This window comes from Flavobacterium humidisoli, from assembly GCF_023272795.1.
GTDB classification, from domain to species: Bacteria; Bacteroidota; Bacteroidia; order Flavobacteriales; family Flavobacteriaceae; genus Flavobacterium; species Flavobacterium humidisoli.
Map to the genome: position 1 here is coordinate 4,901,187 of NZ_CP096829.1, position 22,452 is coordinate 4,923,638.

Consider the following 22,452-nt stretch of genomic DNA (forward strand, 5'->3'; position numbering starts at 1 on the left):
AAAAAAAACTGTTTTTATTTTAAATAATCAATCATTACATTATCATTAGCCATTAATACATATGAACCATTATTGGCAGGGATGTAAGTAACTGTCTTACCACTAACAGAAATAGCATCTTTATCGATACGCACCCCATTGATATACAATTTCACTTTAGAAAGCGCAGAAGGTACTGCTGATAATTCAAAACTACTATCACCTGCGGCAGCTGTAAATTCATCTATTGCTTGTTGAGGAACAATAGCATTTACCACATATGCATCGTCATCAGTACCTGCTCCAGTAATCACAATGTTTGCACCTTGAGTTACTTTACCGCCTACTCCGTCAGCTCCAGTTGCTCCTTTTGCTCCGGCAGTTCCAGTTGCACCTTTTAATCCATCTAAGAATTCAGTAAGTGTTTTACCGTCGTTTCCAGGAATGCCTTTCCAGATTTCATATGCTGATGCTCCAGTTGCTCCGGTTGCTCCGTCCGTTCCAGTTGTTCCTTTCAGTCCGTCTAAGAATTCTGTAAGCGTTTTTCCGTCGTTTCCAGGAAGACCTTTCCAGATTTCATATGCTGATGCTCCGGTTGCTCCGGTCGCTCCATTAATTCCGTCTGCTCCGGTTGCTCCTTTAATACCATCTAGGAATTCAGTAAGCGTTTTGCCGTCATTTCCAGGAAGCCCTTTCCAGATTTCGTATGCAGATGCTCCTGTTGCTCCAGTCGCTCCTTTAATACCATCTAGGAATTCAGTAAGCGTTTTGCCGTCATTTCCAGGAAGACCTTTCCAGATTTCATATGCTGATGCTCCTGTTGCTCCAGTCGCTCCATTAATTCCGTCTGCTCCGGTTGCTCCTTTTAATCCATCTAAGAATTCAGTAAGCGTTTTTCCGTCGTTTCCAGGAAGACCTTTCCAGATTTCATATGCTGATAGTCCAGTTGCTCCGTTTACTCCGTCTGCTCCTGTAGCACCTTTCAGTCCGTCAAGATATTCAGTAAGTGTTTTTCCGTCGTTTCCAGGAAGACCCTGCCAGATTTCATATGCTGATGCTCCTGTTGCTCCAGTTGCTCCTTTAATTCCGTCTAGGAATTCCTCATATGTTTTTCCATCGTTGCCAGGAAGTGCTTTCCACTCTTCGTATGCTGATGCTCCCGTTGCTCCGGTTGCTCCTTTAATTCCGTCTAGGAATTCAGTAAGCGTTCTGCCGTCGTTTCCAGGAAGACCCTGCCAGATTTCATATGCTGATGCTCCTGTTGCTCCAGTTGCTCCTTTAATTCCGTCTAGGAATTCCTCATATGTTTTTCCATCGTTGCCAGGAAGTGCTTTCCACTCTTCGTATGCTGATGCTCCCGTTGCTCCGGTTGCTCCTTTAATTCCGTCTAGGAATTCAGTAAGCGTTCTGCCGTCGTTGCCAGGAAGACCCTGCCAGATTTCATATGCTGATGCTCCCGTTGCTCCGGTTGCTCCTTTAATTCCGTCTAGGAATTCAGTAAGCGTTCTGCCGTCGTTTCCAGGAAGACCCTGCCAGATTTCATATGCTGATGCTCCGGTTGCTCCGGTTGCTCCTTTAATTCCGTCTAGGAATTCAGTAAGCGTTCTGCCGTCGTTGCCAGGAAGACCCTGCCAGATTTCGTATGCTGATGCTCCCGTTGCTCCGGTCGCTCCATTAATTCCGTCTGCTCCGGTTGCTCCTTTAATACCATCTAGGAATTCAGTAAGCGTTTTGCCGTCATTTCCAGGAAGCCCTTTCCAGATTTCGTATGCAGATGCTCCTGTTGCTCCAGTCGCTCCTTTAATACCATCTAGGAATTCAGTAAGCGTTTTGCCGTCATTTCCAGGAAGACCTTTCCAGATTTCATATGCTGATGCTCCTGTTGCTCCAGTCGCTCCATTAATTCCGTCTGCTCCGGTTGCTCCTTTTAATCCATCTAAGAATTCAGTAAGCGTTTTTCCGTCGTTTCCAGGAAGACCTTTCCAGATTTCATATGCTGATAGTCCAGTTGCTCCGTTTACTCCGTCTGCTCCTGTAGCACCTTTCAGTCCGTCAAGATATTCAGTAAGTGTTTTTCCGTCGTTTCCAGGAAGACCCTGCCAGATTTCATATGCTGATGCTCCCGTTGCTCCGGTTGCTCCTTTAATTCCATCTAAGAATTCCTCATATGTTTTACCATCATTGCCAGGAAGACCCTGCCAGATTTCATATGCTGATGCTCCTGTTGCTCCAGTTGCTCCTTTAATTCCGTCTAGGAATTCCTCATATGTTTTTCCATCGTTGCCAGGAAGTGCTTTCCACTCTTCGTATGCTGATGCTCCCGTTGCTCCGGTTGCTCCTTTAATTCCGTCTAGGAATTCAGTAAGCGTTCTGCCGTCGTTGCCAGGAAGACCCTGCCAGATTTCGTATGCTGATGCTCCCGTTGCTCCGGTTGCTCCTTTAATTCCGTCTAGGAATTCAGTAAGCGTTCTGCCGTCGTTTCCAGGAAGACCCTGCCAGATTTCATATGCTGATGCTCCTGTTGCTCCAGTTGCTCCTTTAATTCCGTCTAGGAATTCCTCATATGTTTTTCCATCGTTGCCAGGAAGTGCTTTCCACTCTTCGTATGCTGATGCTCCCGTTGCTCCGGTGGCTCCTTTAATTCCGTCTAGGAATTCAGTAAGCGTTCTGCCGTCGTTGCCAGGAAGACCCTGCCAGATTTCATATGCTGATGCTCCTGTTGCTCCAGTTGCTCCTTTAATTCCGTCTAGGAATTCCTCATATGTTTTTCCATCGTTGCCAGGAAGTGCTTTCCACTCTTCGTATGCTGATGCTCCCGTTGCTCCAGTCGCTCCTTTAATTCCGTCTAGGAATTCAGTAAGCGTTCTGCCGTCGTTGCCAGGAAGACCCTGCCAGATTTCATATGCTGATGCTCCCGTTGCTCCGGTTGCTCCTTTAATTCCGTCTAGGAATTCCTCATATGTTTTTCCATCGTTGCCAGGAAGTGCTTTCCACTCTTCGTATACTGAATCTCCTTTATCTCCTTTCTCTCCTTTATTGCCACTTACTTTTACCCATTCTCCTGTCTCAGGATCTTTAACATAAACATAACCAGTTTTACTATCAATCCATACCGTAGCGTTTGATGGTGCACTTACACCGTCGATTCCAGGTACTCCAGGACCTCCAGCTATACCGTCTGAACCGTCAAGACCATTAATCTTAACCCAGTCAGCTGTTCTGTCTCTCCATGCATCATCTCTGCCCTTAACCGTTTTATCTGTTCCAACGTAAGCATAAATATCTCCGTTTGGTGCTTTTATGATTGCATCAAGGGTAGTGATTGAACCAGCTGTTCCAGGTGCTCCATTAGCTCCAGGAATACCATTTTCTCCGTTTAATCCGTTGATTTTAACCCAGTCTGCTGTTCTGTCTTTCCAGGCCTGATCACGTCCGTCAACTGTTTTATCTGTGCCAACGTAGGCATAAATATCTCCTTTAGGATCTTTTACAATCGCATCAAGGGTAGTGATTGAACCCGCTGTACCAGGAGAACCGTTTACACCTGGAATACCGTCATTACCTGTTACTTTCACCCATTTTCCTGTTGCAGGATCTTTAACATAAACGTAACCTGTTTTGCTATCAACCCATACAGTAGCGTTTGATGGCGCACTTACACCGTCGATTCCAGGTATACCAGGACCTCCGGCAATACCGTCTGATCCGTCAAGACCATTGATTTTAACCCAGTCAGCTGTTCTGTCTTTCCAGGCCTGATCGCGTCCGTCAACTGTTTTATCTGTGCCAACGTAAGCGTAAATATCTCCGTTTGGTGCTTTTATGATCGCGTCAAGGGTAGTAATTGAACCAGCTGTTCCAGGTGCTCCATTGGCTCCAGGAATACCATTAGCTCCATTCAATCCGTTGATTTTAACCCAGTCTGCTGTTCTGTCCTTCCAAGCCTGATCGCGTCCGTCAACTGTTTTATCTGTACCAACGTAGGCATAAATATCTCCGTTTGGTGCTTTTATGATTGCGTCAAGGGTAGTGATTGAACCAGCTGTTCCAGGTGCTCCATTAGCTCCAGGAATACCATTGGCTCCATTCAATCCGTTGATTTTAACCCAGTCTGCTGTTCTGTCTTTCCAGGCCTGATCGCGTCCGTCAACTGTTTTATCTGTTCCAACGTAGGCATAAATATCTCCTTTAGGATCTTTTACAATCGCATCAAGGGTAGTGATTGAACCCGCTGTACCAGGAGAACCGTTTACACCTGGAATACCGTCATTACCTGTTACTTTCACCCATTTTCCTGTTGCAGGATCTTTAACATAAACGTAACCTGTTTTGCTATCAACCCATACTGTAGCGTTTGATGGTGCACTTACACCGTCGATTCCAGGTACTCCAGGACCTCCAGCTATACCATCTGAACCGTCAAGACCATTAATCTTAACCCAATCAGCTGTTCTGTCTCTCCATGCATCATCTCTACCCTTAATCGTTTTATCTTTACCAATGTAGGCATAAATATCTCCTTTAGGATCTACTACAATCGCATCAAGGGTAGTGATTGAACCCGCTGTACCAGGAGAACCGTTTACACCTGGAATACCGTCAATTCCATCTTCACCATTTAATGGAACCCACTTGGTGTTATCCTTAGGATCTCTAACATATACAATACCTGATGAATAATCAATATACATTTGTATTGTACCGTCTAATCCTTTAGTTCCAGGCAGACCATTTCCTCCGCTGATTCCATTTTTACCGTCGATTCCGTTTTTACCATTAATTAATATCCAGTTCGCAGGATCTTTAGAATCTGTATCTGGTTTTAAAATATAGACGTCACCTGTCGAATTATCTACATAAATTGTAGCATCAGCTGGGATATTAACTCCTGGTGTTCCAGGTGCTCCATTTCCTCCTGCTGCTCCGTCTTTACCGTTTAATGGCACCCATTTGGTGTTATCCTTAGGATCTCTAACGTATACAGTTCCTGTAGAATAATCAATATACATTTGAATTGTACCATCTAATCCTTTAGTTCCAGGCAGACCATTTCCTCCAATGATTCCATTTTTACCATCGATTCCGTTTTTACCATTAATTGGCAGCCAGTTCGCAGGATCTTTAGGATCTGTATCTGGTTTTAAAACATATACAGTACCTGTTGAATTATCTATATAAATAGTCGCATAAGATGGAATGCTTACACCTGGTGCTCCCGGTGCGCCGTCGCCTCCAGTAATACCATCTTTTCCATTATTTCCATCTTTACCATTTATTGGGATCCAGTTAGAAGGATCTTGAGAATCTGTACCTGGTTTTAAAATATAAACATCTCCTGTTGAATTATCTACGTAAATAGAAGCATCGGCTGGGATATTAACTCCTGGTGCTCCAGGCGCTCCATTACCTCCTGCTGCTCCATCTTTACCGTTTAATGGAACCCATTTGCTATTATCTTTAGGATCTCTTACATATACAACACCTGTTGAATAATCAATATAAATTTGGATTGAACCGTCTAATCCTTTAGTTCCAGGCAGACCATTTCCTCCATTGATTCCATTTTTACCATCGATTCCGTTTTTACCATTAATTGGAATCCAGTTAGCAGGATCTTGAGAATCTGTACCTGGTTTTAAAATATAAACATCTCCTGTTGAATTATCTACGTAAATAGAAGCATCGGCTGGGATATTAACTCCTGGTGCTCCAGGCGCTCCATTACCTCCTGCTGCTCCATCTTTACCGTTTAATGGAACCCATTTGGTATTATCTTTTGGATCTCTTACATATACAATGCCTGTTGTATAATCAATATACATTTGGATTGTAGCATCCAGTCCTTTAGTTCCAGGCAGACCATTTCCTCCATTGATTCCGTTTCTACCGTCGATTCCGTTTTTGCCGTTAATTGCAGTCCATGTTCCATCAGGGTTTTGAACATATACGTTCCCTGTCGAATTGTCTGTGTAAAAAGTTACACCTTCACCTGGATAGCCTGGGTCTCCTTTTATACCTGGAGCACCATTGCCACCTGCAATACCACTTGCTTCACCAGAAACCGCAAGTCTATGCCATCTGTCTATATACCAGTAGTAGTAGCCCGGCTTTATATCAGAACCTGATGCTGTATTATATAACAGTAAGCTATCTATATTACCATCTGACATTGTTGTAGTGTCTGTTGAACTTGTTAAAGCAACTCTCGGAATTAATATACCTTTATTTGTCGCAAAAACTTCCAGCTGTGCTGAATAACTGGTTGGATCCTTTTTACCTACAACTACCTGAGAGTAAGCAGAGAAACTACCCAAAACAAATAGTAAAGGAAGTAATCTATTCTTCATAAGATTGAATCATTAATTTGTTATTAAATTATTTCAATTGGCAAGACAACAAAAGTGGTAGTAAATCAATATCAAAAAAGTATATTCCTATTTTTAAAATCAGAATATATCCTTAATCTATATGATTTGTATTACTGAAGTGGACAGCCATTTTTTAGTTAAATTATCAAAACACAAATTTTCTACATTTATAATCTTTTTCTTACCACTAAAAGTTTTAATTGTTATATTTTAGGACATTTTTTTGAAATGAAAATTAACAGGAAGTATATTTGCGAAGTAATTTTCGATGAAGTAAAATGCAGGCAACGTAAGTATTAGCAGAAGAAAAACAGTATTAAAAACAAAAATCCCGGCTATATAAATAGTCGGGATTTTGTGCCGCTAAAGTAAAGCGATCCATTAATTGTTATAAAAAAAATATACTTTAAATATATCTAATTAGCTTATTGGCTGCTTACGTAAAGATAACCTGCTTTTTCTATTTTTCGTCCATTACTGTCGTATTCCAAAGTATAAAAATAAGTTCCTGTCGGAAGTTTGTTTCCTCTGGCAACAGTTGCGCGTCCATCTGAGAATCCCTCAAAAGGGCTTGTGACATTATCGTAACCGTTTTTTTCATAAACTATAACGCCGTATCTGTTGTAGATTTTTACAACATTATCTGGATAACAGTCAATTCCTTTAATAAATAAGCTGTCGTTTAGCCCGTCGCCGTTTGGCGATATGGCGTTGTATATTTCTTCGACACAAGACACATTTATGGTTTGTACCAATGAATTCTGGTTACCGCACTGATCTGAGGCGGTCCAAGTCCTGATGAGTGTATATCTACTGCTGCAATCTCCGTCGACCCGAGTTTCATCATACGATACCGCAGCGCTGCCACAATTATCTGTTGCTGTAAAAGCTGGCGCGGAGGGTATAGTATCACAATCTGCATTTATAACTGCTGTCGGCGGTGTTTCTGCAAATACTGGCGCTATGGTATCGTGAACTTGAATTATCTGCGTACAAATGGCCGTATTTAAAATTGTGTTTTCTCCAGCATCCCGCAGACCATTTCTATTGGCATCGTCGTATTCTGTTACGGTATATGTTCTTGTTACGTTAGCGTTACAGCCTGGATCTGGACTGTTTGCTGCAGTAATTTCAATTACTCCGCAATTGGTTTCAGCAATTTGGCCATCACCATTGCCTAAGGCCTCAAACTGTACTTCTGTTAAACTTACTTGTGAAGGAACCTCATCGTAACAAGAAACTGTCAAAGGCTGAAAAGTTGGACAAGTTACATTGAAACTACAGCAGTTTGGAGAAACTCCAGCAACTGTAACTGTATTACAAGCACTTGCATCCTGCAGGTTTACACTATAATTGGTAGCTGCGCTTATTAATCCAGAAGTCCAGGTATTTCCTGACCATGTACCTGGTGCCCCCGTACCTGATGCCGTATAAGGCTCCTGGCCGTTTACGGATAAAGTAATAGTATAACCTGCATTTGCTGTTGAACAAACTGCCGCTTCTGTGCCTACCAATGCTATCTGGCTGATAACGACATTTTGGTTTGCTGTTACACTGTTTCCATTTGCGTCATTAAATGTCCATGTTACAATTGTGGTTCCGACAGCTGTAATAGGAAAAGCAACTGTTGTTGTTCCTGTAATTAAACCTGAACATGCATCTGTAGTTGTTGGGACGGCAGGTGTTACGCTGCATTGCCCCGTTATATCAGCCAAAACCGGTACTACGGGCGGCGTTATATCATCAATAATTACATTTTGATTAACTGTTGCAATATTTCCGTTTCCGTCATCAAAACTCCAAGTTACCACTGTGGTTCCCTGAGCTGTAATTGGAAAAGATGTGCTTGTAGTTCCGGTTATTGTTCCTGAACATGCATCTACTGCTGTTGGCACAGCTGGCGTTGCTGCACATTCTCCTTTAACGTCGGCTAAAACTGGTACTACGGGCGGCGTTATATCATCAATAATTACATTTTGAAGGGCTGTTGAAATATTTCCGTTTCCGTCATCAAATGTCCAAGTTACTGCTGTAATTCCCTGAGCTGTAATTGGAAAAGATGTGCTTGTAGTTCCGGTTATTGTTCCTGAACATGCATCTACTGCTGTTGGCACAGCTGGCGTTGCTGCACATTCTCCTTTGACGTCGGCTAAAACTGGTACTGTAGGAGGTGTGAGATCATCTATAATTACATTTTGATTAACTGTTACAGTATTCCCTGAACTATCGGTAAAGTTCCATGTTACTGTAGTTGTACCCTGAGCCGTAATTGGGAACGAAGTGCTTGTGGTTCCTATTATTGTTGCGCTATCACAATTATCAACAGTAGTTGGAGCCGTCGGTATTACAGAGCATTCTCCTGTCAGATCAGTTAATACGGGCGCCGTGGGCGCAGTAGTATCTGTTATAATAACATTCTGGTTGGCAAATGAAGTATTACCGTTTCCATCATCAAAAGTCCACAATACAATTGTTGTACCCTTTGCTGTAATTGGAAATGGAGTTGTTGTTACTCCTGTTATTGCCCCCGTGCATGCATCAGAAGCTATTGGAACCGTTGGAGTTGCCTCACATTGTCCTGTTACATCTAATAATATTGGCATAACGGGAGAAAACGTATCTTCAATAATTACATTTTGAACGGCTGTTGCAATATTTCCGTTTCCGTCATCAAATGTCCAAGTTACTGCTGTAATTCCCTGAGCTGTAATTGGAAAAGATGTGCTTGTAGTTCCCGTTATTGTTCCTGAACATGCATCTACTGCTGTTGGCACAGCTGGCGTTGCTGCACATTCTCCTTTGACGTCGGCTAAAACTGGTACTGTCGGAGGTGTGAGATCATCTATAATTACATTTTGATTAACTGTTACAGTATTCCCTGAACTATCGGTAAAGTTCCATGTTACTGTAGTTGTACCCTGAGCCGTAATTGGGAACGAAGTGCTTGTGGTTCCTATTATTGTTGCGCTATCACAATTATCAACAGTAGTTGGAGCCGTCGGTATTACAGAGCATTCTCCTGTCAGATCAGTTAATACGGGCGCCTTGGGCGCAGTAGTATCTGTTATAATAACATTCTGGTTGGCAAATGAAGTATTACCGTTTCCATCATCAAAAGTCCACAATACAATTGTTGTACCCTTTGCTGTAATTGGAAATGGAGTTGTCGTTACTCCTGTTATTGCCCCCGTGCATGCATCAGAAGCTATTGGAACCGTTGGAGTTGCCTCACATTGTCCTGTTACATCTAATAATATTGGCATAACGGGAGAAAACGTATCTTCAATAATTACATTTTGATTTACTGACTGCGTGTATCCATTTCCATAATCAAAAGTCCAGGTTACTACAGTTGTTCCCTGAGTTGTAATAGGAAAAACCGTCGAGGTCGCGGCCGTTATAGTTCCTGCACAAATATCTGTTAAAGTTGGCGCAGTTGGTGTTGCTTCGCATTGCGCGTTGATATTGGATAAAGGAGATGGTAATACAACTGGATTGATTACTATTGATGCAGTCGTACTATTTGAGCAGGTACCATCACTAAAAAAGTAAGTCACAGTGTGATTTCCAGTAGTAGAACCCGCTAAATCTATAGCTCCTGTTATTTCATCAATGCTTAAACCTGCATCTCCGCTGTATACTCCTCCAAGAATACCCGTTTCAGTTGAAACAGCTGTTCCGGCTTGACAATAAAGTGCGTTTGGATAACTAATTGTTGCTATTGGAAGTGCATTTATAGTAATAAGTGCAGTAGTGGTATTAGAACAACTGCCGTCATTAAAGGTATAAGTTACCGTGTGATCTCCAACTGTAGAAGCTGCTAAATCAATTTCTCCCGTTGCTGCATTAATAATTAAATCAGGATCTGAGGAATAAATTCCTCCCGCTACGCCAATTTCTTCAACGGCAGCCGTTCCTGTTTTACAATATGGTGTAGCTAAATAGTTTATGGATGCTGTTGGCAAAGCATTGATAGTAACTACAACTGGTGAAATTGAACTACAACCATTTGCATTTGTTCCTTTTATATAATAGGTGTCAGCTATTGTGATTGCAGCAGGATCAGCTATGGGTACGGTGCCAATATCGTCAGAAAAATAAGTATAGGTCAAACCTGCATCACTTCCGGCAGTTATGGCAGCAGAAGTAATATCAACAGAATTGGGTGCACAAACCCCTGCAGGATTTGTAATAGCAATGGTGGGAAGCGGGTTAACATTGATAGTCAAATTAGAAACTGTGCTGCTGCTGCAGGGGGCTCCAAAAGTTACCGTAGCCGTTATATTATTTGCTCCCACTAGTAAATCTGCAAAATTTATAACAGGATCTTTAACATTTTCATTGCTTGCATTTATACCCGGTCCGGCCCATAAATAAGAAACAGCTCCCAACACATCTACATCGAGCTGTATAGTTCCTGAGCCTACATTACAAACCGTTGCAGGTGTAGCAATACCATCTGCAGTTATAGTTGGAGCGGCAGCTACACCAATCTGTGCAGATTGGGTAATAATATTACCACAATCATCTTTTACTCTAAAAAAATAAATATTATCTGTTAATCCGCTAAAAGTATTGCCATTTTGATAAGGTCCGTAATTGGTACCGCCGTCTGTACTTAAAGCATATTGCAACACGTTGCCGGGCGGAGGTGAAATAGATGTCGCTGTAATAGTCAAAACACCATTTGTGGCACCACTTGCACAGACATATCCCCCAGTATTTGTTTTATCAACTATAATAGCATTATTTGCATCAAAGGTAACTGTTTGAGTAAAAAAGTTTTGTGTTCCTCCTTTTGAGCGAAGAGCAAATACGTAGGTACCGTATCCCAAACCATTAAAAGGCAATGAAGCTGTTGTACTAGCTAAATCTCTTGTTTGGCCGACACTTGATGGTCCTGAAATAATAACAACCTGATAAGAAGGCGGGTCATCAAAAGTACCATTCATTACATAATTAAAACCTCCACAAACAGGGGTTGTTGTATAATTTGCAGATAAAGTTGCCGCAAAACCAGCCACCGTAACATTTATACTTTTTGTACCACAAGGGGTTGTTATATCTAAGGTATAATTTCCTTTTGGCCAGTTTGCTGTAGGATCAGTAGCATTTACTTTTGGGAAATTGGCATAACCTCCACCATCTAACGGTACATTGCCTGAGTATCCAACAGGTACTAATGAATTGTTTGAGGATGTTACTGTAAAACCGATTACATCTCCGGTTTGAAATGGACTTACATTTACACTTAAAGTCCCATAACCAACCACATTCATATTACGCGCAGATGCATATTGAAACAAGGTAATGTTTGGTGCCGCAGGAATAGTTATATTTTGTGAAACAGGTAAACTAAAATCTCCTGTTGTATTTCCTTCTGCATCTGTGTAAGTAACATGATAAGTAGCACCTGTTGTAAAACCGGTGAAATTATTTACCGGAGCGGTAACTGTTTTTAAAACAACATCAGCACTATTGGCAATATTTGTAAAAGTAACGTTTATTGGTATACAAGCAAGCGATGAAGGTCCCATACGTACTAATCCACTATTTGCACAATTAGTAGCTGCAATTGTATTATATAATATCTGTACAGGAAATTCTTTCGTATTTCCACAATTATCTATTAATACGGCCTTCATGTTAGCAATATCTGCTATTACACCGTCTCTTGTGGCAATTGCAGGCAAACCAATTTTTGTTTGTGTCGAAGGATAACCAGCACCTCCAACATCACTAAACCCATCGGCATCTATATCTTTACCATATAATAGTCCCTGATATTTAATTTTCCAGGTAAAGTTAGCAGCATCAGCTGCAGAAAGTATTGTATTAGTGGCAACATATCTAAAGTTAGCCGAATTCGTAACATAAAGTCCTGCTCCACAATTGTATTCGGTCGAATAACCAGGATAAGCAATATACCCTAATTTAATATCATTTAGTCCTAAAGTAGGGTTAGTAATAGATGTTGCTCCCGTAATTGTCTGACCGCAGTCATCTGTCACACTAATAATATAACTATTAGCTGGCAGAGCGTTAAATGTAAATGAATTTGCCGTTATACTTCCACTGCTTTGCAAGATGGTACCAGGAGCCGCTTGTGTTGCAATAGTATAAGTAAATGGGGTTTTTCCTGCCGTTACTGTTGCTGTTAGAACTGCATTGCCGCCAACACAGCCAGCGACCTTTGTCGGCGTTGTTACTACCATCGGTGTATAACCATCGGTAACAGCAATAGTCGTACTGCTATAAACTGTTCCTCCCGTAGATGCTCTTGCATTAACAACATAACTACCAGTAATTAAACCTGTAAAAACAGGATCATTGGTAAATTGAGTGCCATCTCCAGGAACTGGAGCAACAACAACCCCAGATCGGAGCAATTGGTACTGAGGCGTTGACCCAAGTCCTGTACTAGAAGCATTTACAGAACCGCTAGAGATACATCCGGTATTACTAGCTGTACCGCTTACAGTCTGCGCAAACGCAATATTACCCATAAAATTCATAACGGGTAACATAATTAGCATTACTACTAAAGTAATTTTTGATTTCATAATTGTTCATTATTAATTAAACACTCTTAGTCTGAATACAATGCTCCTAAAAAATAGAATTATAATGCATTAAAAGAATTTGTTTGGTAATTAAATTTTCTTATTTAATTGATTTTCTTCCTTTTACGAAAGCGGATGCAAAAGTCTTGCTAGTTAAATTCTAATTCTGTCTCTAGAAATTTTAAAAGTTGTAGATTAAGACTTTTTTTTAAAAGTCGAGATTTAAAAAAATTGAAAACAGAACAATCACCAATAACCACTAAACAACTTAATAACAAATAGTTAACACAAAATCTTTAAAAAAAAAAGTTAAAAAATCAATTAAACATTGTGGGCATGGAAAAAGTTATACCATTAATCTGGCTTGTAGTAATGGCTTTTATTAATGAATATCGTTTGAAAATTCAATTAAATCTAAAAGCGTATTGGAACAGATAATAGTAAAAGTACTGAATTTCAATATATTAATTAAAATTATTTTAAAAAAACAGTAACAAATTATAAACAAGAATAATCTTCCACGCTTAATTTGAACTATCATTTTAAGCAATTATGATAAAAACAAAAAGAGAACTGGTATTATTTTGTCAATTTTAAATTTAAAAAAGAACAGACAACGATAGCGCAAACTTTTAATTTGCTATTTTAGTTTTGTCAATACTATTCCCGAAAGAATAAACCTTTATCAATTACCGCAAAGAGAACAAATGAATCTGGATTTTTATCAGCCGAAAAATGAAATTTTAAAAAAATATATTGAAGGGTATTACTTTATTTCAAAAGATAAAAATTCGGGCTCTGTAAAATATCTAACTTTCCCTAATAATTTCTGCATTCTAACTACCAATGAAGATATAGAGGTTGAAATACAAAATAACGAAGTCATCCTAAAGTCATCGCCAGATAAAAATATCATGACATGTGTAGTTTCACGTTATACCAAACCTATTAAAATTCATTACAAAGAACTTATAAATGAAGTTACGATTTACTTTAAACCATTAGGAATAGGTCAATTTTTATCAGATTCAAAAAGTATTTTTTCAGAAAGTACTATTTTGGATTTTACTTTTATGCCTGACTTTAATGCTAAAATGATTGAAATTTTCAATTTGGACAAAGACAGACAAAGTCAGGAGCTTGAAGATTATCTGCTTTCTAAATTACAAGTCAAAGATTTTTCTTTAATTGAAAAAATACTTGCCGATATTGAAACAGATGAAAAGATTGAAGAAATCGCTCTTAAACATCAAATGAGCAGGCAATATTTGAATAAGCTCTTCACAAAACATATTGGGAAATCACCTTCAGAGTACCGAAAAATTCATCGTTTTAGAAACTCAATCCTTAAGCAGAAGCAAAGCAAGAATTTTTCTGAGTTATCTCAGTACGATTTTTACGATCAATCTCATTTTATTCGAAACTTTAAAGAGCTTACAAACAGGAAACCACAAATATTTTTCAAAAATATAGATACAGAAAAAGAAAATATTTGGCTGTTTGTCTAAACAGTTTCCATTTGTACAATTCTGCGATTTTGGGATCATATACTTTTACCCAATACCAAATAATGTAAAACAAAAAAATCCCAAAAAATATGAACTGGCAAAAAATACATCTTTTTTTACACACCTTTTGCAGATACTTTCTAGCTACCATCATAATCTTATATGCTTACGGTAAAATATTAAAAACCCAATTTGTATCACAGCCAAGCGTATATGATATGCCAATTGGCTCTCTCGATGGTTTTCGTCTTACTTGGTATTATTATGGTTATTGCAATTGGTATCCAATGGTTATTGCCGTTACTCAGATTATAAGCTCGTTTCTACTCTTTTTTAGAAAAACGACAAGAATAGGGATTATTCTTTTCCTAACTTTTATGGTCAATATTCTTCTAACAGATTTTGCTTATGATATTAATGCAAAAGAAATTGCGATAACATTAACCCTAATGGCATTGTTTGTACTATTTTCTGATTATAAAGTTTTTCTAAAATATTTTTTGGAAGAACCTCCATTGTATCAAAACAGTGACAGACCTAAATGGATGAATAAGATTAGCGTAATAAAATTCGTCTATATTCCTGCTGTATTCATTGGTTTCTTTATTATGTTCAGTATTATGAAAACCAAATACATGTCACAAGACGATTTTTACGGAACTTGGGAAAATCTTCAAACTAAAGAAAGGCTACATTTTGAAATCATGAATAATTTTCAAATTAACAAAACAGATCGACTGGATAGCATTGTAAATGGAGAATACTCGTTTACCAAAGATTCTTTAACTTTAAAAACTAATGATAAATCACAAAATAAAACAAAAGACTATCTGAAAGGAAAATATATCTTGCACAAAGCGGATCTAATTATTACAACCAAAACTGAAAATCTAAAATTTGTAAGGATTAGGTAAATAGCTTCATAATCAAAGACCCTTTTGCAATCTCTTAATTAAGCAATTAGCAAGCGTAATTATATAACAGCGAGCAAATAGTTTTCATCTAATTTTATATTTCAATTAGACGAAAAAGCTATTTCGTTGCTAAATTACTTGCTATGCTTTTTTTAAATCAAAAAAATAGAATATCCAGTACACGAACATCTGATAAAAAATATATCTTAAAAAGTAGTTCTAGCAGAACAAACGAAAAGCGCATCTTGTCTAAAAAAGCAATTTGAGTAACTCACCGCAGTAAAATGCGCTTTTACGCACTTTAATATTTAGGATATGAAGAATGAAGGAAAATATACCAATGATCTAAAAGGAAAAACAGTTGTTATAACGGGTGCAAGCAGTGGTGTTGGCCGTGCAGCCGCAGAAGCTTTTGCTCATGAAGGATGCAATTTAGTTCTAGCAGCCAGAGGTTGGAAAGGTATTAATGAAGTTGTAGAATTTTGCCGAGCATTAAATGTTCCTGTTGTGGGTGTTTCGGCAGATACTTCTATAGCCAAAGATGTAGAGAAAGTTGCCACAGAAGCCCTCGCTATGAGCGGTAAAATCGATATCTGGATCAATAATGCCGGAGTGATGGCAAGTGGAAAATTTGAAGAAATTCCGTTAGAAATTCATCAGCAGGTTATAAAAACCAATTTATTTGGATATATGCATGGAGCTTATAACGCAATCAAAATTTTTAAAAATCAAAATCACGGTATTTTAATTAATAATATATCAATTGGTGGTTTTATGCCCGCGCCTTACAGTGCTGTATATTCTGCATCAAAATTTGGTATTAAAGGTATGATGGAATGTTTGCAGGGAGAAATTTCTAATCGCAGACATATTCATGTTTGCAATCTCTATCCTCAATTACAAAATTCTACAGGAAATCTTCACTCTGCTAAGTATTCGGGTTTTGAAATCAAAATTCCTTTTATTGCTTCTGATCCCCGCGAAACTGCGGCTAAAATGGTTTATTTGGCAAAACATCCTAAAAAAGATTTGTTTCCTGATTTTAAAGCAGCCGCAATTACTACTACCTATAAATTGTTTCCAAAATTAATTAGTAATACAGCATCGACAGCACTTCGTCTAAAAATGAAACTCAACCAAAATAAGGAAAACAATCCTGGAAATGTGCTTACCAATTCGAAAGAGCCATTACGAGTTTACGGGAAACTGCCTTCAAAAACAGATTCTAATTTTGCTAAAACTGCAATTATGGGATTAGGCATCGCAGCCGCTTTATTTTTAGTTCTTAAAAAATCTTCTTAAAGGATACTATTAAAAAAAATTGCCTGAATCATTATTTTTATATAATTTTGTATCGATCGTTACAAAATAAAATCAAATGAGAGGCAGACCCACAATCTATGAAGATTCTAATATCATAAAAAAGGCTCAGGAAGTTTTTTGGCAAAAAGGCTACAGTGCAACCTCTTTAAGCGATTTGCAAAAAGCAACTGGAGCTGGAGCCGGGAGTTTCTACAATACTTTTAAAGGCGGAAAAAAAGAAGTTTTTAAAAAAGCTATTGAAGAACGCAGATTAGCTTTTGATGCTTTTAAAAATCAACTTGCTAAAAGTGATTCGCCTTTAGAATTAATTAAAGATTTTTTTAGAAGTATAGCAGAAGCTGACGCAGATGAACATCTGAAGGGATGTATTATCGCCAATACAATCGTCGAAATGGCTTATATAGATGAAGATCTGGAAGCAAATGCTGTACAGATTTTAAAAGAAGTCGAACAGATGTTTACAGCAACCATAAAAACCGAACAAATTAAAGGAAACATAAAATCTAAAACTGCTCCTGAGATTCTGGGAAAATACCTCATCACGTTTTGGTGCGGACTTAATACGCTCCGCAGAATGTATCCTGACAAGAAAATATTAAAAGATCAGATCGAAATGCAATTAGCTGTCATCAGCTAATTTTTTTGACTATTTATGTATCAATCATTACAAAATTAAATATTAAAAAAATGGATTTAAAATTAGAAGGTAAAAAAGCTTTCATCAGTGGATCGACTCAAGGAATTGGTTTTGCTATTGCACAACAATTATTAAATGAAAAAGCAGAAGTAATCATCAACGGAAGAGGTGAAGAAAAAACAAATCTGGCGGTCCAAAAATTGAAAACTGAATTTCCTAACTGTAAAGTATCTGGAATCGCAGCAGATTTTAGCAAAAAGGATCAAATAGATGCGCTATTAGGCCAATTAAATAACATTGATATTTTAATTAATAATATTGGCATATTCGATCTAAAAAACTTCGAAGAAATTGAAGATGAAGATTGGTATAAAATATTTGAAATTAATGTGATGAGTTCTGTTCGTCTTTCTAAGAAACTTTTACCACAAATGCTAGAAAAGAAATCAGGAAGAATTATTTTTATAAGCAGTGAATCTGGAGTTAACATTCCAGGAAATATGATTCATTATGGAATGACTAAAGCAGCAATGACTGCTGTGAGCAATGGCTTATCAAAACTAACCATTGGAACTGAGGTAACCGTAAATACCATTCTAGGCGGACCCACTTATTCTGATGGTGTTGCGACTACTATAGAACATATAGCATCCCTGCAGAATATTGAAGTGGAACAAATGAAAAATAGCATTGTACAGCAAACCAATCCGCATTCTTTATTGCAGCGTTTTATAAATCCATCTGAAATTGCCTCCCTTGCCGCTTATCTCGCAAGTCCTCTTTCTCTGGCAACAAATGGAGCTTCTCTACGAGCAGATGGTGGTGTTTTAAAAACCGTTTAATAGAAATTTAAAAAGCCAGAACTTATTGTTCTGGCTTTTTAAAACTTTCAAAATCAATTAAAAGTTATTCTTTTTGGTCCACAAAAACATACAGTTTCTGAACTTTACCATTTTCGATCACAAACAAATCCATACCGCTTACAATAGATGGTTTTACTTTTGAACCAAACTGCCAATACAAACGAACTATATTATGATTGGTTTCAACAGATTGGGCTGTAAATCTAAAATCAGGATTTTTAGTTTGAAGTTCTACGATGAATTTATTGATATCCTCAATTCCTTCGGCAATAAAATGACGGTCAACCATTTCAACATTAACCGCATAAACTTGATTTAATAAAGCTTTGCGTTTCACCTCATCTTTTTCATTCCAGATTTTAAGATGGTTTTCTACTACTGCCGTGTTCTTTTTAGAATCGAAATCATCAGCAGAAACTTTTTTCATTACTTCATTTTTTGGAGACCATAATATCGTTTTTGGATTCGTTTTTTCATATCCTTTCCCATTAGGATAAGAAACCAATTCCATTTTAGATCCCCAAGGCGTTTCAAAATAAACCCAAGTTTCTCCTGCTGTATCACCAGAAGTCATTGTAAAAGGTTCTCCTATCATTTTTACACCTTTACTTTTCAAATATTGCACAGATGCATTGATATCTTTTACATAAAATGCAATATGAGATGCTCCAATATCTTCTGTATTAGGGTGTGTTTTGCTTCCTTTATTGTCTGCATATTCAAACACTTCTATACTTGCTCCGTTTCCTGCATTGATCATTTTTATGGTAACGGCTCCAGTATTTGGATTAATGTGATTTAGTTTTTTCCAATCAGCGTCAAGCGGAATTGGTCCTAATTGAGTTACAGGTGTAAAACCCAGAACATCATTAAAAAATGTAACGGCTTTATTAAGATCAGGAACATTGATTCCGACATGATCGATTCCGACGATTCCTGCACTAGTTTGTGCAACTGTTTTTTCTGAAGCAGAAAAGAGTATTAATAAATTAAGCATTGTGGCTGCTGAAGTTTGCACTTTTTTATTTGATTTTTTATGCGTTGTTTTCATGATTATTTTCAATCTTAAGTAAATTATTAAAATGTGTTTTAAAGGAGGGAATTAATTGGTGTAAGCTGCGACCCATTTTGCTTTAATATTGGCGCGGGCTTCTATAAATTCTTTATCGGTTCCTTGAGCAATGGCATCTAGTGGAAAACGAAGCGGTCTCTCTCCTTTTTTCATACTTACCAATTCTAGAATACCATCGGCAATGGTCTGCGGATTCATATCAAACTGAGCCATTTTTCCAAATAATGCAGTGCCTAATGCGTTGAATTTTTCGGTTGCTGCTTCTCCATATTCTTCTACAATTTGTGTTTTGTCAGCGTGAATACCCGCTTTAGATCCGTTATTCATTTCTGTCGGATAAACTCCAGGCTGAATGCTTACGTTTTCAATTCCATAATCGGCAAGTTCGTCTTGCAATCCTTCTGTAAAACTTTCAACCACTAGTTTTGATGCGATATACGGAACCATAAATGGAAGTGTATGCGCGCTTGCTCCTGTTGTAATGTTAATTACGAGTCCGTTTCTTTCTTTTCTCATCGAAGGAAGCACTGCCTGATACATGCGAAGTACGCTGTAAACGTTTACATCAAACATTTTGCGAACCTGATCGATAGAATATCCTTCAAGCAAACCAAAACCACTTACTGCTGCATTATTGATTAAAACATCTATTTTTCCGTATTTAACTAATACTTTTTCGATTGCTTTAGTAACTGATGCATCATCTGTAACATCGATGTCTACTACTTCAATGTTTTCTATTGCTTGCAATTCTTTCGCAGCAGCGGCATTTTTATCATTTGTATTTCGCATTCCTGCAATTACGGAATGACCTGCGTTTGCTAATGTTACGGCTGTTAATTTTCCGAAGCCTGTACTTGTTCCTGTAATGAAAATTGTTTTTGACATGATTTCTAATATTTAAATGTTTATAATGTTTGTTTCTTTTGAACATTACAAAGTTGCGATGAATGCAAAACCTGTACATTGATTAGAAATAAGTAAAAACTTGATATAGATCAAGAGTTGGAAGAAGACATAAAAAAAGGAGCTTTAAAAGCTCCCTATACGTTTATTTCTTTGCTGTTTGTTTTCGAATACGGCTTAGCGTTTCTGGTGTCATACCCAAATACGAAGCGATCATAGTTTGAGGAATTCTCGAAGCAAAACCTGGATACTTACTTATAAAGTTCAAATACTTTTCTTCGGCCGTTAAAGTAAGTGAAGCCTGAATTCTATTTTGAGCGGCAATAAAACTTCTCTGCAGAATAGCATTTACCATATTATTAAATGCAGGAATTTCTCTGCATAGCAATTCAAAATTCTCATGAGTAAAAAGAACAAGCTCTGTATCTTCAATAGCATCAATATTAAAACGAGACGGTTGCTGCATCATTAAACTCTCGCGATCTCCTGTCCACCAATTTTCGATACTGAAATTATTTACATGCTCACTGCCTTTTTCATCAACGGTATAAGTTCGAACACAGCCTTTTGTAATAAAAGCATCGTATTTCCAGACATCTCCTTCTTGAAGCAAATATTGTTTTTTACGAAGTTTTTTAATTATAGCAAATGATTGAATACGTTCCGATTCTGCCTGAGTCAGTTCTGTTTTTTCTTCTAGATACTTTTGGAATATTTCATACATAGCATGTAAAATTATGCAAAAGCCATTTGAAGAACAAATCTTGATTGTAAATAAAACCGATCCTTTTAAAGAAGAATAACTTAATCCAAAACAAGTTAGATTGATAAGATAAGCTTTGATTTTTTTTAGAATTAACAACTTACTTATACGAAACAAAATTACATATAGCCTCCTCCATCTGTTTTACTTAATTTTGAAAAAGTAAAGCTTGAAAAGATCGTAAAAACAGCCAATGCAATAAAAGTATATTGAAATGCTTTTGAAGCGTCTACATTGAATATTCCGTCCTGAAATAAAGAAAGCGCAAGACTCGCCACAGAAACTCCAAAACTTACTGAAAGCTGCTGCATAATAACCAACATAGTATTTCCGCCGCTCGCTGTATCTTGATCTAAATCTGAAAGCGTAATGGTGTTCATGGCAGACATTTGTATAGAGGTGAAAATTCCGTAGAATATCATCAATAAAATATAGTATCCAATTGGGGTTTCTTTCGTTACAAATCCAAGAACAATCAAGACAATTCCTAGCAAAATGGTATTACTTATCAATACCGTCCTGTAACCAAAAAACTTTATAATATTTACCATAAAAGGTTTAACAGCAACATTGGACAAAGCAGAAGGCAACAGCAATAATCCTGATACAGATGCCGAGTAACCAAAACTGGTTTGCAGCATAAGCGGTAAAAGCAATGGCAGTCCGCCAATTCCAAGTCTGGTAATTAAACTTCCCATCAGCCCTATTTTTAAGGTTCTAATATTTAAAAGATGCAGGTCGATTATGGGTTTTTCAGTTTTTTTATAATGAATGTAATAAAAGAGAGAAAGCAGTCCGAAGAGAAACAATAAACTTAGAATTACAATCATGTGTGGTCGTCCGTTTCCAATAAGTTCTAAAACCAAAGTAATAGAAATTAGTGCCAAACTGAAATAAACCAATCCCCTAAAATCGAATCTTCCTACTGCGTGCTTAAAATTAGGCATAATGCGATATGCCATCGAAATTCCGATTAGTCCTATTGGTATATTTATTAGAAAAATCCAATGCCAACTGAAATTATCAGATAGAAAACCTCCTAAACTTGGACCAGCAACCATTCCTAACAATCCAAATAAGGTTATAAAGTTCATTGTTTTAAGCAGTTCGTTTTTAGGGTATTGGTACAAAATAGCCAATCGGGCAATTGGCACCATCATTGAAGCACCAACCGCTTGTAAAACACGTGCCATATTAAGCGTATTCAAATCAACTGAAAGGGCACAAAACAAAGATCCCATGATAAACAGAAATACAGCAATCATAAACATTGTTCTGGTGCCAAACTTATCTGCAAGCCATCCTGAAAGCGGAATAAACATTGCTAATGTGAGTGTGTAGGTTACAATAACCGAATCCATTTCGGTTGCCGAATATCCCATATTTTTGGCTATTGAAGGCAGCGAAGTATTAAGAATTGTACCATCTAAAGATTGCATAAACATGGCGATTGCAGTTACCAAAGGAAGCAGATATACTGCATTTTGTTCTTTCTTTTCTTCTTTATTATTCAGCATCTTTTAGTTTTAGATAAAAACTCGATTTGTAAGACTATG

11 protein-coding genes are annotated in these 22,452 nt (G+C 37.7%); 5 read left to right on the plus strand and 6 right to left on the minus strand.

The genetic code is table 11. The annotated features are described in order from the left end of the window. Positions 1-14 precede the first annotated feature (14 nt). Both M0M44_RS20635 and M0M44_RS20640 read right to left on the minus strand, forming a co-directional pair. Positions 15-6,326, minus strand: a complete 6,312-nt coding sequence (locus M0M44_RS20635) for a collagen-like domain-containing protein (RefSeq protein WP_248727410.1) — start codon at positions 6,324-6,326, stop codon at positions 15-17. 446 nt (positions 6,327-6,772) lie between these two features. Further along, positions 6,773-12,910, minus strand: coding sequence for a T9SS type B sorting domain-containing protein (locus M0M44_RS20640; RefSeq protein WP_248727411.1), 6,138 nt, complete (start codon positions 12,908-12,910; stop codon positions 6,773-6,775). A gap of 707 nt (positions 12,911-13,617) precedes the next feature. Here M0M44_RS20640 and M0M44_RS20645 point away from each other — a divergent pair. The 5 genes from M0M44_RS20645 to M0M44_RS20665 all read left to right on the plus strand — a co-directional run bounded on the left by M0M44_RS20645 (position 13,618) and on the right by M0M44_RS20665 (position 18,134). Next, complete coding sequence (locus M0M44_RS20645; RefSeq protein WP_248727412.1) at positions 13,618-14,418, plus strand: helix-turn-helix domain-containing protein; 801 nt, start codon at positions 13,618-13,620, stop codon at positions 14,416-14,418. A gap of 89 nt (positions 14,419-14,507) precedes the next feature. After that, a complete protein-coding gene (locus M0M44_RS20650) occupies positions 14,508-15,332 on the plus strand; it encodes a hypothetical protein (protein WP_248727413.1) in 825 nt (274 codons plus the stop codon). A 315-nt stretch (positions 15,333-15,647) separates the two neighbouring features. After that, positions 15,648-16,634 carry an SDR family NAD(P)-dependent oxidoreductase gene (locus M0M44_RS20655; RefSeq protein ID WP_248727414.1) on the plus strand — a complete coding sequence of 329 codons (987 nt, stop codon included), beginning with the start codon at positions 15,648-15,650 and terminating at the stop codon, positions 16,632-16,634. Between the two features lie 76 nt (positions 16,635-16,710). Further along, positions 16,711-17,292: a TetR/AcrR family transcriptional regulator gene (locus M0M44_RS20660; RefSeq protein ID WP_248727415.1), complete on the plus strand. Its 582-nt coding sequence runs from the start codon at positions 16,711-16,713 to the stop codon at positions 17,290-17,292. Positions 17,293-17,342: 50 nt separating this feature from the next. Further along, positions 17,343-18,134: an SDR family NAD(P)-dependent oxidoreductase gene (locus tag M0M44_RS20665; protein WP_248727416.1), complete on the plus strand. Its 792-nt coding sequence runs from the start codon at positions 17,343-17,345 to the stop codon at positions 18,132-18,134. A gap of 64 nt (positions 18,135-18,198) precedes the next feature. Here M0M44_RS20665 and M0M44_RS20670 read toward each other — a convergent pair whose 3' ends face one another. The 4 genes from M0M44_RS20670 to M0M44_RS20685 form a co-directional block, all read right to left on the minus strand. Further along, positions 18,199-19,206, minus strand: coding sequence for a VOC family protein (locus M0M44_RS20670; protein ID WP_248727417.1), 1,008 nt, complete (start codon positions 19,204-19,206; stop codon positions 18,199-18,201). A 51-nt stretch (positions 19,207-19,257) separates the two neighbouring features. Next, complete coding sequence (locus M0M44_RS20675) at positions 19,258-20,115, minus strand: SDR family oxidoreductase (RefSeq protein ID WP_248727418.1); 858 nt, start codon at positions 20,113-20,115, stop codon at positions 19,258-19,260. Positions 20,116-20,278: 163 nt separating this feature from the next. Beyond that, positions 20,279-20,857 carry a Crp/Fnr family transcriptional regulator gene (locus M0M44_RS20680; protein ID WP_248727419.1) on the minus strand — a complete coding sequence of 193 codons (579 nt, stop codon included), beginning with the start codon at positions 20,855-20,857 and terminating at the stop codon, positions 20,279-20,281. Between the two features lie 158 nt (positions 20,858-21,015). Next, complete coding sequence (locus M0M44_RS20685; protein WP_248727420.1) at positions 21,016-22,413, minus strand: DHA2 family efflux MFS transporter permease subunit; 1,398 nt, start codon at positions 22,411-22,413, stop codon at positions 21,016-21,018. Positions 22,414-22,452: the final 39 nt, after the last annotated feature.